Consider the following 14095-nt stretch of genomic DNA (forward strand, 5'->3'; position numbering starts at 1 on the left):
TCACGTGTCGGTTGCGGATGAATCCGTTGCTCCCGGCATGTCTTCGGACTTTTCGGCGCGACGAGGCCCCAGGTAATCGTCGCCGTACGCACCTGGCGCGGGCCGGCGCTTCTTGCGGGGTGCCTGCACCCCGTGCGCCATCCGTCGCGCCGTGACCAGAAACGCGGTATGACCCTGCATCCGATGGCCCGGCCGCACTGCCAGGCCCTCTACATGCCAGTCTCGCACGAGCGACTCCCAGGCGCGCGGCTCGGTGAACTCGCCGTGTGCCCTCAGCGTCTCCACAAAGCGGCTCAGCTGCGTCGTAGTGGCGACGTAGGCACAGAACACCCCACCGGGCGAAAGTGCCTCAGCGACGGCGTCAACGCACTCCCAGGGCGCGAGCATGTCGAGTACGACGCGGTCCACGTCCTGCTCGTTCAGCTTCTCGACGAGGTCGCCCACCTCGAGCCGCCAGGCCGGGTGCTCGCCGCCGAAGAAACCAGTCACGTTCTTCCGCGCGACTTCGGCGAAATCTTCCCGGCGCTCGAACGAGACGACCTGCCCGTGCACCCCGACCGCCCGCAGCAGCGCGGTGGTCAGCGCACCGGAACCGGCGCCGGCCTCGACCACCTTCGCGCCCGGGAAGATGTCGGCCATCGTGACGATCTGCGCGGTGTCCTTCGGGTAGATCACCGCCGCGCCCCGGGGCATCGAAACCGAGTAGTCAGCCATCAGGGGTCGCAGGGCGAGGTACTCGACGCCGCCCTTGGACTTGATCACCACCGCGTCCGGCCCGTCGATCAGGTCGTCGTGCGCGATGCCGCCCTTGGTGGTGTGGAAGGTCTTCCCGCGCTCGAGCAACACCGAGTGCCGGCGGCCCTTGGAGTCCTGCAGGGTGATCCACTCCCCCGCCTGCAACGGGCCGTGGTGGACCCCGGAGAACGCCTGGTCAGGAAAGTCACGCAAGTCAGCCATAAGGCGCTCACCTTAACTTCGGGCCGCCCGTCGGCCGTAATTCAGCGGTTGCGGAAGGCTTGTTCTATGTCGGCGGTGGCTAGTACGCCGTAGACCGTGCCGGCGGCGTCCAGGACCAGGTACTCGGAGGCGGGGTGTTCGCGGACGGTGGCGAGGATCTCCTCGCCGGTGTCGTTGATGCCGATGATGTGGCCCGCACCGATGCGGGTCGCGACCTCGCTCACAGTGGTCCACGGGCGCTGGTTCGGCGCGACCGCGGCGACGGCCGACTCGGACACCAGCGCGTGCGGCTTGCCGTCACCGTCGATGACCACGACCGCCCCGGCCTGCGCCTCGCCGGCGAGCCGGACCGCTTCGGAGATCGGCGTACCGGAGTGGACCGCGATCGCGCGGCGGGCCATGGTGCGGACCTGTAGCGCGGGGAGTTTTCGGCGCAGCCGGGCCTGCATCAGCGACGCGGTGGAACCCATCCAGAGGAACCAGCCGACCAGCACCGCGATGACGAAGTCGATGATGCTCGGTTGCCGGTTCCAGATCTCTTCGATCAGGACGGGGGCCGCCAGCACCAGCATCGCGAGCACCCGGCCGGCCCAGGCGGCGACGATGGTGCCCTTGTGCATGTTGCCGGTGATCTTCCAGACCACTGCCCGCAGCACCCAGCCGCCGTCCAGCGGCAGGCCGGGGAGCAGGTTGGTGACGCCGACGATCAGGTTCGCGATCCCGAGCTCCCAGAGCGCGACGTACCCGACGCCCTCGTCGACCGCGCGGGAGCCGAGGTAGGCGAGCCCGCCGACCACCAGCGACGCGAGCGGGCCGACCACCGAGACGGCGAATTCCTCGAGCGGTGACTTCCGCTCGCCCTCGATGTGCGTGCCGGCCGCGAAGAACCCGAGGTTGATCTCGGAGACCGGGATGCCGAACCGCATCGCCATCAGCGCGTGGGCCAGCTCGTGGACCAGGATCGACAGCGTGAACGCCACCACGAACGCGAACGCCGCCAGGTAGCGCCAGCCGCCGAGGTCCGGGAACTGCTGGCCGATGATCGCGGCGAACCCGATCGCCAGCAGCATCGCCACCGGAAGCCAGGTGAACCGCATCGTGAGCCGGATCCCGCGGATACGACCAAGAACCCAGGTCCCCGGCGGTGGACCGGCGGGCTGGGCGGGGCTCTGAGGATCACGCGGTTCTGGCATCGACCCAACGCTACTTGCCCGGAGGTAACACCGTGCTACATACCCGCCTCAAACGCCCACGTTCAGCGTGGCGACGTACCCCTTGCTCGTGTCTCCGGTGACCGTCGCGAGCTGATGTACGCCGTCGTCGTCGCCGAACACGTTGTCGTTCTCCAGGGATGTCTGGGCCAGATTTTGCGCGCTGCCGTCGTACCCGTCGGTCGCGTAGACGGTGTCGCAGGCGTCCTTGGGCAGGGCGAGTTGCGAGGTGCGGGTGATCTTCCCGGCCGCGGTCGCCTCGTCCAGGCTCGCGTAGACCTCGAAGTGGATGTGCGGCCAGCGGCCCATGTACGCAGCCGGGAAAATCGTGGTGAACGTGACCTTTCCGGACCCATCCGCCGCCTGGACGCCGCGGAGATAGTTCTCATCGGTCGCGCCGTCCGAATACAGCGAGTACCGGCCCTCGGCGTCGCAGTGCCACAGATAGACGGCCGCGCCCGCCAGCGGCGTGTCCTTGTCGGCGTCCAGGACGGTGAGCTCGACGGTCAGCGGTACGCCGGTCGCCACCCCCGAGGCGGATCCGAAGGACTTGGTGATGTCGCTGCGGACGATGCCGGACTCGGTCAGGACGTTCGGCCCGTTCGATCCGTCACCCGGATAGGGACCGCCGGTCTCCTGCGGGATCTCGTCGAGGTCCGTCGTACCAGCGGTCGTGGAGGTGGTCGGCGTGCTGGAGGTGGCGGACGCCGTCGGCGAGCTCGACGTCGTGGTGGGATCGGCCGTGACCGAGTCGGTGTCGTCGGCCGAGCAGCCGGCCACCGCGGCCAGGCCGGCGCCGGCGAAGAGGCCGAGGAAACGGCGGCGGTGCAGCGTGCCCAGGTCGTACTCCAGGCCAAGGTCATGTTCACGAGGTGGCTTCGGTGGAGGCTTCATGCAACCAGCGTGACAACCGGAGCCGATGGTCTGCCGAAAGTCCGCTGGGAGTTCGCTGTGAAGGGTTTTCCACAGGTTCGGGTGGCGCGCACGCGAAGTGTCGGCGCAACGGCCTAGGGTTTCGGGTATGAGCGTTGTTGCAGCTGAAGTCGATGTGCATGGGCATCCGCGTGGGGCGTTGTCGCCGTCCCGGGCCGCGGACTTCATGAGCTGCCCGCTGAAGTATCGCTTCCGTGTCATCGATCGGCTGCCGGAGAAGCCCTCGCCCGCCGCGGTTCGCGGCACCGTGGTGCACGGCGTGCTGGAGCGTTTGTTCGACCTGCCGCGTGGTCAGCGGACGCTGGAGCACGCGGCCGAGATGCTCGAGCCGCAGTGGCAGCACGTGCTGGAGGAGGAGCCGGAGGTCGCCGAGCTGTTCGCCGAGGACGCGAGTGGCGAGGAGCTGGCGAAGTGGCTGGCCGAGGCGCACCAACTGCTCGGGAAGTACTTCACCCTCGAGGACCCGAACGCGCTCGAGCCGGCCGAGCGGGAGCTGTACGTAGAGACCGCACTGGAGTCGGGCCTGGTCCTGCGGGGGTACGTCGACCGCCTGGATGTCGCGCCGACCGGTGAGATCCGCGTGGTCGACTACAAGACCGGACGGTCGCCGTCGGAGTTCTTCGAGGCCAAGGCGCTGTTCCAGATGAAGTTCTACGCGCTCGTGCTCTGGCGGCTGCGCGGCGTGGTTCCCGCGATGCTGCAGCTCGTCTACCTCGGCAACGGCGAGATCGTCCGGTACGTGCCCGACGAGGCCGATCTCCGTGCCTGCGAACGCAAGGTCACCGCGTTGTGGACGGCAATCACCCGGGCGCTCGAGTCCGGCGACTGGCGGCCCAGCCCCGGCCCACTCTGCGACTGGTGCGACCACAAACCTCTGTGCCCGGCCTGGGGCGGCACACCCCCGCCACTTCCCACCCGCTCGGTCGAGGAGGTCGCGGCCGAATCCGCCGGGGTGGATCTGGTCGACGTCGACGGCTGAGGGCAGCCACCCGGCCGCGGAGGAACCCTGGGTGGATAGCGTTCGTCGCATGAGCGTGGGCGACACGGCTGCGGTGCGGGCTGTTGGAGTGTGGAAGCGGTACGGCGGCGGCCAGACACAGGTCGACGCACTCGCCGATGTGACTGCCGACGTCGGCAAGGGCCGGTTCACCGCGATCATGGGCCCGTCGGGGTCCGGCAAGTCGACCCTGCTGCACTGCCTGGCCGGGCTCGACAAGCCGACCGACGGGCAGGTCTTCCTCGGCGACGTCGACCTCACCCGGCTGCCCGAGAAGCAGCTCACGCACCTGCGCCGGGACCGGATCGGATTCGTGTTCCAGGCGTTCAACCTGGTCCCGACGCTGACAGCGCTGGAGAACATCACGCTTCCCGTCGACCTGGCCGGCCGCAAGCCCGACCAGGACTGGCTCACCACTGTGATCGACACGATCGGCCTGTCCGACCGCCTCGGCCACAAGCCGTCGGAGCTGTCCGGCGGCCAGCAGCAGCGGGTTGCGTGTGCCCGCGCGCTGATCTCCCGGCCAGACGTGGTGTTCGCCGACGAGCCGACCGGCAACCTCGACTCGCGCTCGTCGGCCGACGTACTCGGGTTCCTGCATCGCTCGGTCCGTGACTTCGGCCAGACCGTCGTGATGGTCACCCACGATCCGACCGCGGCGTCGTACGCCGACCGGGTCCTGTTCCTGGCCGACGGAAGGCTCCAGTCCGAGCTGCTCGACCCGACGGCCGAGACCGTACTCGACACCATGAAGCAGCTCGACCCGGCCGTGGCCGGCTGATGCTCAAGCTCGGTCTCCGCTCGGTCCTCGCGCACCGGCTCCGCTTCGTCCTGTGTACGGTCGCGGTCCTGCTCGGCGTCGCCTTCGCCGGCGGCGCGATGGTCTTCACCGACACGCTGTCCACCGCACTGAAGAAGAACTTCAGCATCAGTACGGCGGACATCACCGTGACACCGGCCAGCCCGATCGAGGCTGGCGCGAACCGGCCCGCGACCTTCCAGTCCGAGGTGGTCGAGCGGGTCGCCGCGGTACCCGGTGTCGCGAGTGCGAACCCGCAGCTCCTGGTCAGCGACGTACAGATCCTCAGCCCGGACGGGAAGCCGATCGAGACCTATGGCCTGACCAGCTTCGGCGCCGCGTGGACCCGGGATTCCCGCAACGCGCCGTTCAAAGTGGTCGACGGCGAACCGCCGTCAGGTGTGGCAGAGCTCGGCCTCGACCAGTCCACCGCGACCCGGGTGGGCTACGACCTCGGCGACCAGGTCCGGATCGTCACGCCGACCAGATCCGTCACCGCCAAGCTCACAGCGATCACCACGCCCGGTCTGTCCGGGGTCTCGGCCGGTGCCCCGCTGGTCACGTTCGACGCCACGACCGCCCAACTCCTCCTGCTCGGCAAACCGGGCTGGACCTCGATCAGCGTGGCCGTCGCCCCCGGATCCGACCCCGGCACCGTGCGCAAGGTGATCGCCCAGACCATCGGAGACTCGGTCAAGGTTCGCACCGCCCCGCAGGTCGCGGCGGACGGCGAGCACGACCTCGACAACACCTTCGGCGGCTTCAGCACCGTGCTGGTGATGTTCGCCGGCCTGGCGCTGTTCGTCGGCACGTTCCTGATCGTCAACACGTTCGCGATGGTCGTCGCGCAGCGATCCCGCGAACTGGCGATGCTCCGGGCGATCGGCGCCTCCCGCGGCCAGGTCACCGGCGCGGTCCTCGCCGAGGCGCTCGTCATCGGTGTCGTCGGCTCGACCCTCGGCCTGCTGATCGGCATCGGTGTGGCCGCGGGCATCCAGTTCTTCTACCAGCACCTCGACCTCCAGATCCCGACCGCGGCGCTGCAGATCAGCCCCGCCACCGTGATCGCGTGCTACGTGATCGGCGTCGGCGTGACGATCGCGGCGGCGTACCCGGCGGCTCGCCGGGCAGGGAAGCTTCCGCCGGTCGCGGCGATGCGCGACGACGTGGCGCTGCCGGAACGCTCGCTGCTCGTCCGTGTCCTGATCGGCGGGTTCCTGCTGCTGATGGCCTTGATGCTGGCCCTGATCGGCCTGAACGCCGGCGACCTCCCCGGCGCCGTCCTGATCGGGCTCGGCGCCGGGCTGACAGTCCTCGCCGTCGTGATGATCAGCCCGCTGATCAGCAGGTACGTCGTTCGCGCGCTGATGTGGCCGCTCGGTCGCAAGGCCGCGGTGACGCTCGGCCGACGCAACGCCGAGCGCAATCCGCGGCGGACGTCGGCCACGGCCTCCGCGCTGATGATCTCGGTCGCGCTGGTCAGCGGGCTGCTCGTCATCGCCGCGTCGGCCAAGGCGTCGATCAACCAGAACATCGCGGACGCCCTCGGCAGCTCCGAACTGGTCATCACCTCCAATGGTCCGGACAGCTTCAGCACGCAGGTCGCCGACCGGGTCGGGAAGGTTTCCGGCGTCAAGTCGGTCCACGAGGTCAGGCAGCAGGCGGGACAGGTCGGCGACACGGCGGTGCAGGTCAGCGGCGTCAGCGAGGGCACCCTCGACGGGCCGATCGTGACGAAGTTCGACGCCGGCTCGGCGGCCGTACTGCGTGACGGCCAGGCCGTCCTGCCCCGAAACCTGGCGAAGGCCCTCGGCCTGAGCGTGGGTAAAACGTTCGATCTCGCCATGACGACGGGCAAGCACCGCCTCACCGTCGGCGGCATCCTGGCCCCGAACCGCCAGCTGAACACGGTCGTCCTCTCGCTCCCGGCGTACGAGGCCGTCGGCGGCGCTCCGAGTGACACGGTCCTGTACGTCGAAGTTGCCCAAGGCACCGAAGTGGGGCCGGTCGGGGCCACGATCCTCGGGCAGCTGAAGGACTATCCGTCGATCCAGGTCCGCGATCAGCAGGGGTACGCGGCCGGCGCGCGCGGGCCGGTCAACGGCATCCTCGCCGCGCTCGGCATGCTGCTCGCGCTGGCGATCCTGATCGCGATCCTGGGCATCGTGAACACGCTCGCACTCGGCGTGGTCGAGCGGACCCGCGAGATCGGCCTGCTGCGGGCGATCGGGATGGATCGCCAGCAACTGAACCGGATGCTGCGGGTCGAGTCGATCGCGATCTCCCTGCTCGGAGCCCTGCTCGGGCTGGCGATCGGAGTGGCGTTCGGTGCGTCGATCCAGGCCGCGATGGTCGACAACGGGCTCAACGTCCGCGACATCCCCGTGCTTCAGCTGGTGATCGCAGTACTGGCCGCCGGCATCGTCGGCGTACTCGCTGCGGTCTGGCCGTCACGGCGCGCAGCCCGCCTGGACGTCCTGCGCGCGATCGCCTCGGAGTGACCGCGACCTACTGCCACGCAGTGTTTTCACGGGTAGCCTGCGGTTGTGCCGGGCACTGTGCAGTCGATCGAGCGGGCTGCGGCTGTGCTCCGACTGCTAGCCGCCGCGCCCGACGGACTTGGGGTCGCGGATCTCGGCAATGCACTGGGGCTGGCCAAGACGACCGTGCACGGCATTCTGCGCACGCTGCATCAGGTCGGCTTCGTCGAGCAGGACCACAGTGGCGCGCATTACCACCTGAGTGACGCCTTCGGCCGGCTCGGTGAGAGCTACCTCGATCCGAACGAGCTGCGCAGCCGGGCGATCAACTGGGCCGACTCCCTCGCCTCCCGCAGCGGCGAAGTGGTCCGCGTCGGCCGCCTGCTCGAAGGCAAGGTCGTGGTCGTCCACCACGTCTTCCGCCCGGACGACAGCGACCAGGACCTCGACGTCGGTACGACGCTCCCGCCGCACGCGACCGCTCTCGGCAAGGCCGTACTCGCGTTCGACACCAGCGGCGCCGCCCGCCCGCGCAAGCTGGAGGCGTTCACCACCCGGACGATCACAGACCCGGTCCGGCTGGCCGACGAGCTGGCCGCGGTGCGCGCCCGTGGCTGGGCCAGTGAGTTCGAGGAGCTCACTGTGGAGATTGCCGGTATCGCCGCGCCGATCCGCGGACTCGGCGGCCTGGTCGTCGGCGGGGTGGGACTGGTCGGCCGGATCGAACGGATCTGCGACAGCCGGCTGCGGCATCGCGGCGACCTGGTCACCATGGTTCGTGCCACCGCCGAGGCGATCGGCCGAGACCTGCGGGAGGACACCTGATGGTTCGACGGGGGTGGCTCGATGGCTGAGCAGTACGTGGCGGCCGTCGACCAGGGGACGAACTCGACACGATGCATCCTTTTCGATCGGCGCGGGCGACTGGTGTCGGTGGCCCAGCGTGAGCACCCGCAGCTGTTTCCGCGACCGGGTTGGGTCGAGCACGACGCCGGACAGATCTGGAACAACGTGACCCGGGTGGTCCCGGCGGCGATCCGGCAGATCGGCGCCGTGCCGTCCCAGATCGTTGCCATCGGCATCGCCAACCAGCGGGAGACCAGCCTGCTCTGGGACCGGTTCACCGGTCAGCCGATCGGGCACGCGGTGGTCTGGCAGGACACCCGGACGGACCGGCTCGTCACCGAGCTGGCCGAGGACGAGGGTCCGGACCGGTACGCCGACCTGTGCGGCCTGCCGTTGACGACGTACTTCTCCGCGCCGCGGATCCGGTGGATGCTCGACCACACGCCCGGTCTGCGACAGCGGGCCGAGCGCGGCGAGATCTACTTCGGCACCATGGAGAGCTGGCTGATCTGGAACTTCACCGGCGGCGCGTCCGGCGGACTGCACGTCACTGATGTGACGAATGCCAGCCGGACCATGCTGATGAACATCGAGACGCTCCAGTGGGACGACCGGCTGCTCGAGGCGTTCGACGTACCGCGCGCGATCCTGCCGGAGATCCGGCCGTCGTCCGGGGTCTTCGCGACCGCGACCGAGGTGCTGCCCGGCGTCCGGATCGGCGCGGCCCTGGGCGATCAGCAGGCCGCGCTGTTCGGGCAGACCTGCTTCAGCGCGGGCGAGGCGAAGTGCACGTACGGCACCGGCTCGTTCCTGTTGCTGCACACCGGGCAGGAGATCGTCCGGTCGAAGCACGGCATGCTCACCACGGTCGCGTACCAGATCGGTGACCAGCCGGCGTCGTACGCGCTGGAGGGGTCGATGGCGGTGACCGGCTCGCTGGTGCAGTGGTTCCGGGACGGGCTCGGGATGATCCACACCGCGGCCGAGATCGAGACGCTGGCCCGGACCGTCGAGGACAACGGTGGGGCGTACATCGTGCCGGCGTTCTCCGGCTTGTTCGCGCCGCATTGGCGCAGCGAGGCGCGTGGGGTGATCGCCGGGCTGACCGGCTACATCACCAAGGGACATCTGGCCCGGGCGGTGCTGGAGGCGACCGGGTTCCAGACGCTCGAGGTGGTCGACGCGATGAACGCCGACTCCGGGATCGCGCTGACGGCGTTGAAGGTCGACGGCGGGATGACGGCGAACAACCTACTGATGCAGTTCCTGGCCGATCTGCTCGACGTACGGGTGGTGCGCCCGATGGTGACCGAGACCGTTTCGCTCGGGGCGGCGTACGCGGCCGGTTTGGCGGTCGGCTACTGGCCCGATCTCGAAGGGCTGCGCAGCAACTGGCATCGCGCCGGGCAGTGGATTCCGCACATGGATCCGGCTCGCCGGGAGGCGGAGTACGCGAACTGGAAGGCCGCCGTGCAACGCACGTTCAACTGGATCCGCCCCGAGGACCAGGACCTCTAGCAAGCCTTTCGGCGAGCCTCGAAGAGCATCATCCGCGATGTTGCTGTCAAACGCTTGATATGCACCGGGGAGGGCTGCGTCAGCCGGCCCTCCCCATCGGCCTGGTCAGGCGGGCGACACGATGTCCGGGGCTTCGAGGCGGACCTTGTCGGCGGACTCGTCGTCGGGCTGGTCCTGGGAGTCGCGCTCGGACTGGACGCGGCGCAGGTAGAACGAGACCTCGCGCTCGATGGTTGCCTCGTCCCAGCCGAGGATCGGGGCGACCAGGCGGGCGGCGGCCTCGGCGGCGCCGACACCGCGGTCCCAGGCCTCGATCGAGATCCGGGTCCGGCGGGCCAGGATGTCGTCGAGGTGCCGGGCGCCTTCGGCCTTGGCGCCGTACACGATCTCGGCCTTCAGGTAGTCCTGGGTGCCGGGCAGCTGCTCGCCGAGCGACGGGTCCTCCTCGACAAGGGCGAGGACTTCGTCGACCAGGGCGCCGTACCGGTTGAGCAGGTGCTCGATCCGGGCCACGTGCAGGCCGGAGCGCTGCGCGATCAGGTGCCGCTGGTTCCACAGGGCCTGGTAGCCGTCGGCGCCGACCAGCGGGGTGGTCTTGGTGACCGACTGCGGTACCCGGCCGTCGAGTGCCGACGCGGCGGCGTCGATCGCGTCCTTGGCCATCACCCGGTACGTCGTGTACTTGCCGCCGGCAACGACCACGAGACCTGGCGCGGCGTGCGCGACCACGTGTTCGCGAGACAGCTTCGACGTACTCTCCGACTCGCCGGCGAGCAGCGGACGCAGCCCGGCGTACACGCCCTCGACGTCCTCGCGGGTCAGCGGCGTGGTGAGGATGGCGTTCACGTGGTCGAGCAGGTACTCGATGTCCTTGCTGGTCGCGGCCGGGTGGGCCTTGTCCAGGTGCCAGTCCGTGTCGGTGGTGCCGATCAGCCAGTGCCGGCCCCACGGGATGATGAACAGCACGGACTTCTCGGTCCGCAGGATCATCCCGGTGCTGGACTGGATCCGGTCCTTCGGGACGACGAGGTGAATGCCCTTCGAGGCGCGCACGTGGTACTGACCGCGCTCCCCCACCATCGCCTGGGTGTCGTCGGTCCACACGCCGGTCGCGTTCACGACCTGCTTGGCCCGGACCTCGAACTCACGGCCGCTCTCCAGGTCCTTCGCCTGCACCCCGGTGACCCGCTCACCTTGCCGCAGGAAGCCGGTGACCTTGACCCGGTTCGCGACCAGAGCGCCGTACGACGCCGCCGTCCGGGCGAGTTCCATCGTGTGCCGGGCGTCGTCGACCTGGGCGTCGTAGTACTGGATGGCGCCGACCAGGGCCGACTTCTTCAGGCTCGGCACCAGCCGCATCGCACCGCTGCGGGTCAGGTGCCGGTGGAGCGGCAGGCCGGCGCCGTGACCCGAACTGACGGCCATCCCGTCGTACAGTGCGACGCCGGCACCGGCATAGAACCGCTCCCACCAGCGGTGCTGGAGCGGGTACAGGAACGGCACCGGCTTGACCAGGTGCGGTGCCAGGCGTTGCAGCAGCAGCCCGCGCTCCTGCAACGCCTCGTGCACCAGCCGGAAGTCGAGCATCTCCAGGTAGCGCAGACCGCCGTGCATCAGCTTGCTGGACCGGCTGGAGGTGCCGCTGGCGAAGTCACGCGCCTCCAGCAGTCCGGTGGTCAGGCCCCGGGTCGCGGCGTCCAGGGCCGACCCGGTGCCGACCACCCCGCCACCGATCACCAGGACGTCCAGTTCCCGTCCGTCGGCCATCGCGTCGATCGCTTCGGCCCTCGCTTGCGGTGACAGAGCCACTACGCCCACTGTGCTGTTCCTTCCGATTCCGTTGCTTGTTACCGAGACAGCCAGGTCAGTCGACGTCGACCCAGTCGAGCGTCCGCTGGACCGCCTTCTGCCAGCCGGCGTACCCGGCTGCGCGCTGCTCGTCGTTCCACTGCGGCTCCCACCGCTTGTCCTCGTTCCAGTTCTGGACCAGCTCTTCCTTGTTCTTCCAGAAGCCGACCGCCAAGCCGGCCGCGTACGCCGCCCCGAGCGCCGTGGTCTCCGCGACGACCGGCTTGCTCACCGCCACGCCGAGGATGTCGGCCTGCATCTGCATGCAGAGCTCGTTGGCGGTGATGCCACCGTCCACCTTGAGCACGTCCAGCTTGACGCCGGAGTCCTTCTCCATCGCGTCCGAGACGTCCTTGCTCTGGTAGCAGATCGCTTCCAGTGTTGCTCGGGCCAGGTGGGCGTTGGTGTTGAACCGGGACAGTCCGACGATCGCACCGCGGGCGTCGGACCGCCAGTACGGCGCGAACAGACCGGAGAACGCGGGCACGAAGTACACGCCGCCGTTGTCCGCGACCTGCCGGGCCAGCGTCTCGGTCTCCGCCGCGCCGGAGATGATGCCGAGCTGGTCCCGCAGCCACTGCACCGCGGACCCGGTCACCGCGATGGAACCCTCCAGCGCGTAGACCGGCGCCTCGTCGCCGAACTTGTAGCACATCGTGCTGAGCAGTCCGGCCTTCGACCGGACCAGCTCGGTGCCCGTGTTCAGCAGCATGAAGTTACCGGTGCCGTAGGTGTTCTTCGCCTCGCCGGGGTTGAAGCAGACCTGCCCGACGGTCGCCGCCTGCTGGTCGCCCAGGTCACCGGTGAGCGGGATCACTCCGCCCAACGGGCCGTTCGCCAGCGTCTCGCCGTACTTGTTCGGGTCCGACGAGGGCCGGATCTCGGGCAGCATCTGCCGGGGGATGTTGAAGAACGAGATCAGCTCGTCGTCCCAATCGAGCGTCTCCAGATTCATCAGCATCGTGCGGCTGGCGTTCGTGACATCGGTGACGTGGACGCCGCCGTCGGTACCGCCGGTGAGGTTCCACAGCACCCAGGTGTCGGTGTTGCCGAACACGGCGTCACCGGCCTCGGCCGCTTCCCGGACGCCATCGACGTTCTCCAGGATCCACTGGATCTTGCCGCCGGAGAAGTACGTCGCCGGCGGGAGCCCGGCCTTCTGCCGGATCACGTCGCCCTTGCCCTCGCGCTCCAGCGCGGAGGCGATCCGGTCGGTCCGGGTGTCCTGCCAGACGATCGCGTTGTAGTACGGACGGCCGGTCCGCCGGTTCCAGACCACCGTCGTCTCTCGCTGGTTGGTGATGCCGACCGCGGCCAGGTCGCTCGCCTGCAGACCTTGCGCGTTCATCGCGGTCCGGATGACCGCGCTGGTCCGTTCCCAGATCTCCACCGGGTTGTGCTCGACCCAGCCGGCCTGCGGCAGGATCTGCTCGTGCTCCAGCTGGTGGATGCCCACCTCATTGCCGGAGTGGTCGAAGACCATGAAGCGGGTGCTCGTGGTGCCCTGGTCGACGGCACCGACGAAGTCAGCCATGGAAATTCCTCTCCTCACACTGCGCTGTCGTGCTGCGGATCATGCTGTCGTCTCCTCCTCGGGGATCCGGCCGGGCTCCTCGTCCGCTTCGCCGACCGGCAGGTGGCGGCCGACGAGGAGGTCGTAGAGCAGCGCTCCGATCAGCGCACCGATGATCGGTCCGACGATCGGGACCCAGAAGTAGGGATCACCGAACTGGTCTTTGAACGCTCCCCCGTAGCCGGTGAGGTAGGAGGCGAGCCGCGGGCCGAAGTCACGGGCCGGGTTGATCGCGTAGCCCGCCAGGGTGCCCCAGGCCATGCCGATGCCGACGACCAGCAGACCGATGATGAACGGGCCGAGGTTCGCCGCGGGCGCTACGTTGCGCAGGTCGACGATGGCCAGGATGACCATCATGAGAATCGCGGTGCCGATGATCTGGTCGAGGAAGCCGCCCCACATGCCGACTCCGAGCTCCGTGCTGCCGTTGCCCGGCAGGGTGGAGAACACGCCCTGACTCTTGATGGTCAGGCCGGGGTCGAACTTCTCCAGGACCTTGTCGTAGTTCCAGCGGACCACCATGGCCGCCGCGAACGCGCCGAGGAACTGCGCGCCGATGTACGGCAGCACCTTGCGCCAGGGGAATCCACGGAACGTCGCGAGCGCGATCGTCACCGCGGGGTTGATGTGGCCGCCGCTCAACCGAGCTGAGACGTACACACCCATGATCACGCCGATACCCCAGGCCCATGCGATCGAGTCGTGATCCCCGATGCCGCCGGCCACCACTTGGGCGACCACACCCACACCGAACAGGATCAGGATGAACGTTCCGGCGAACTCCGCGGAACACTCCCCCAGAAGGGTTCTTGCCTTGACCGCTTCGGTCGTAGCCATGCCGAACCTCCCTTCCACGCCGTGACGACCACGGCTGTCCGGAATCTAGGAGCGATCGCGAGGCGGCACAACGCTCGTCGTTCGACATTGTCGAAC

Annotated in this window: 11 protein-coding genes; 5 read left to right on the forward strand and 6 right to left on the reverse strand. The window is 68.9% G+C overall.

The genetic code is table 11. The features are described from left to right. Genes AB0E63_RS03010 through AB0E63_RS03020 form a run of 3 tightly spaced genes read right to left on the reverse strand, consistent with a single transcriptional unit; the run spans position 1 to position 3062 of the window. Positions 1-957 (reverse strand): tRNA (adenine-N1)-methyltransferase, encoded by a 957-nt coding sequence (locus AB0E63_RS03010; RefSeq protein ID WP_360360419.1) that lies wholly within the window; start codon positions 955-957, stop codon positions 1-3. A gap of 41 nt (positions 958-998) precedes the next feature. Continuing rightward, entirely contained in the window at positions 999-2150 is a 1152-nt protein-coding gene (locus AB0E63_RS03015) for a site-2 protease family protein (protein ID WP_360360422.1), read from the reverse strand. A gap of 48 nt (positions 2151-2198) precedes the next feature. Beyond that, on the reverse strand, positions 2199-3062 hold the full coding sequence (locus AB0E63_RS03020) for an intradiol ring-cleavage dioxygenase (protein WP_360360425.1): 864 nt from the start codon (positions 3060-3062) through the stop codon (positions 2199-2201). 127 nt (positions 3063-3189) lie between these two features. Here AB0E63_RS03020 and AB0E63_RS03025 point away from each other — a divergent pair, with 127 nt between their 5' ends. The 5 genes from AB0E63_RS03025 to glpK (AB0E63_RS03045) are packed head-to-tail and all read left to right on the forward strand — an operon-like array spanning position 3190 to position 9741. Next, entirely contained in the window at positions 3190-4080 is an 891-nt protein-coding gene (locus AB0E63_RS03025; protein WP_360360428.1) for a PD-(D/E)XK nuclease family protein, read from the forward strand. Positions 4081-4129: 49 nt separating this feature from the next. Next, the gene (locus AB0E63_RS03030; protein ID WP_360360431.1) at positions 4130-4879 is read left to right on the forward strand and encodes an ABC transporter ATP-binding protein; all 750 of its coding nucleotides are present in this window, start codon (positions 4130-4132) and stop codon (positions 4877-4879) included. Beyond that, positions 4879-7398 (forward strand): FtsX-like permease family protein, encoded by a 2520-nt coding sequence (locus AB0E63_RS03035; protein WP_360360434.1) that lies wholly within the window; start codon positions 4879-4881, stop codon positions 7396-7398. The genes AB0E63_RS03030 and AB0E63_RS03035 overlap by 1 nt, the downstream gene beginning before the upstream one ends. 45 nt (positions 7399-7443) lie before the next feature. Continuing rightward, entirely contained in the window at positions 7444-8202 is a 759-nt protein-coding gene (locus AB0E63_RS03040) for an IclR family transcriptional regulator (RefSeq protein WP_360360437.1), read from the forward strand. 21 nt (positions 8203-8223) lie between these two features. Further along, a complete protein-coding gene (gene glpK, locus AB0E63_RS03045) occupies positions 8224-9741 on the forward strand; it encodes a glycerol kinase GlpK (protein WP_360360440.1) in 1518 nt (505 codons plus the stop codon). A gap of 105 nt (positions 9742-9846) precedes the next feature. On the opposite strand, the gene AB0E63_RS03050 is transcribed toward glpK (AB0E63_RS03045), so the two are convergent. Genes AB0E63_RS03050 through AB0E63_RS03060 form a run of 3 tightly spaced genes read right to left on the reverse strand, consistent with a single transcriptional unit; the run spans position 9847 to position 13999 of the window. Next, on the reverse strand, positions 9847-11559 hold the full coding sequence (locus tag AB0E63_RS03050; RefSeq protein ID WP_360360443.1) for a glycerol-3-phosphate dehydrogenase/oxidase: 1713 nt from the start codon (positions 11557-11559) through the stop codon (positions 9847-9849). A 46-nt stretch (positions 11560-11605) separates the two neighbouring features. Next, positions 11606-13123: a glycerol kinase GlpK gene (glpK, locus tag AB0E63_RS03055; protein ID WP_360360446.1), complete on the reverse strand. Its 1518-nt coding sequence runs from the start codon at positions 13121-13123 to the stop codon at positions 11606-11608. Between the two features lie 39 nt (positions 13124-13162). Further along, positions 13163-13999, reverse strand: coding sequence for an MIP/aquaporin family protein (locus AB0E63_RS03060; RefSeq protein WP_360360449.1), 837 nt, complete (start codon positions 13997-13999; stop codon positions 13163-13165). Positions 14000-14095 lie beyond the last annotated feature (96 nt).

The organism is Kribbella sp. NPDC026596, from assembly GCF_040638415.1.
Classification (GTDB): Bacteria; Actinomycetota; Actinomycetes; order Propionibacteriales; family Kribbellaceae; genus Kribbella.

What these genes read in the sequence shown, in the direction of transcription:
- glpK (WP_360360446.1), bottom strand. Translation starts at nt 13,123, where the DNA reads ATGGCTGACTTCGTCGGTGCCGTCGACCAGGGCACCACGAGCACCCGC.
- AB0E63_RS03020 (WP_360360425.1), bottom strand. Translation starts at nt 3,062, where the DNA reads ATGAAGCCTCCACCGAAGCCACCTCGTGAACATGACCTTGGCCTGGAG.
- AB0E63_RS03060 (WP_360360449.1), bottom strand. Translation starts at nt 13,999, where the DNA reads ATGGCTACGACCGAAGCGGTCAAGGCAAGAACCCTTCTGGGGGAGTGT.
- AB0E63_RS03025 (WP_360360428.1), top strand. Translation starts at nt 3,190, where the DNA reads ATGAGCGTTGTTGCAGCTGAAGTCGATGTGCATGGGCATCCGCGTGGG.
- AB0E63_RS03030 (WP_360360431.1), top strand. Translation starts at nt 4,130, where the DNA reads ATGAGCGTGGGCGACACGGCTGCGGTGCGGGCTGTTGGAGTGTGGAAG.
- AB0E63_RS03035 (WP_360360434.1), top strand. Translation starts at nt 4,879, where the DNA reads ATGCTCAAGCTCGGTCTCCGCTCGGTCCTCGCGCACCGGCTCCGCTTC.
- AB0E63_RS03015 (WP_360360422.1), bottom strand. Translation starts at nt 2,150, where the DNA reads ATGCCAGAACCGCGTGATCCTCAGAGCCCCGCCCAGCCCGCCGGTCCA.
- glpK (WP_360360440.1), top strand. Translation starts at nt 8,224, where the DNA reads ATGGCTGAGCAGTACGTGGCGGCCGTCGACCAGGGGACGAACTCGACA.
- AB0E63_RS03010 (WP_360360419.1), bottom strand. Translation starts at nt 957, where the DNA reads ATGGCTGACTTGCGTGACTTTCCTGACCAGGCGTTCTCCGGGGTCCAC.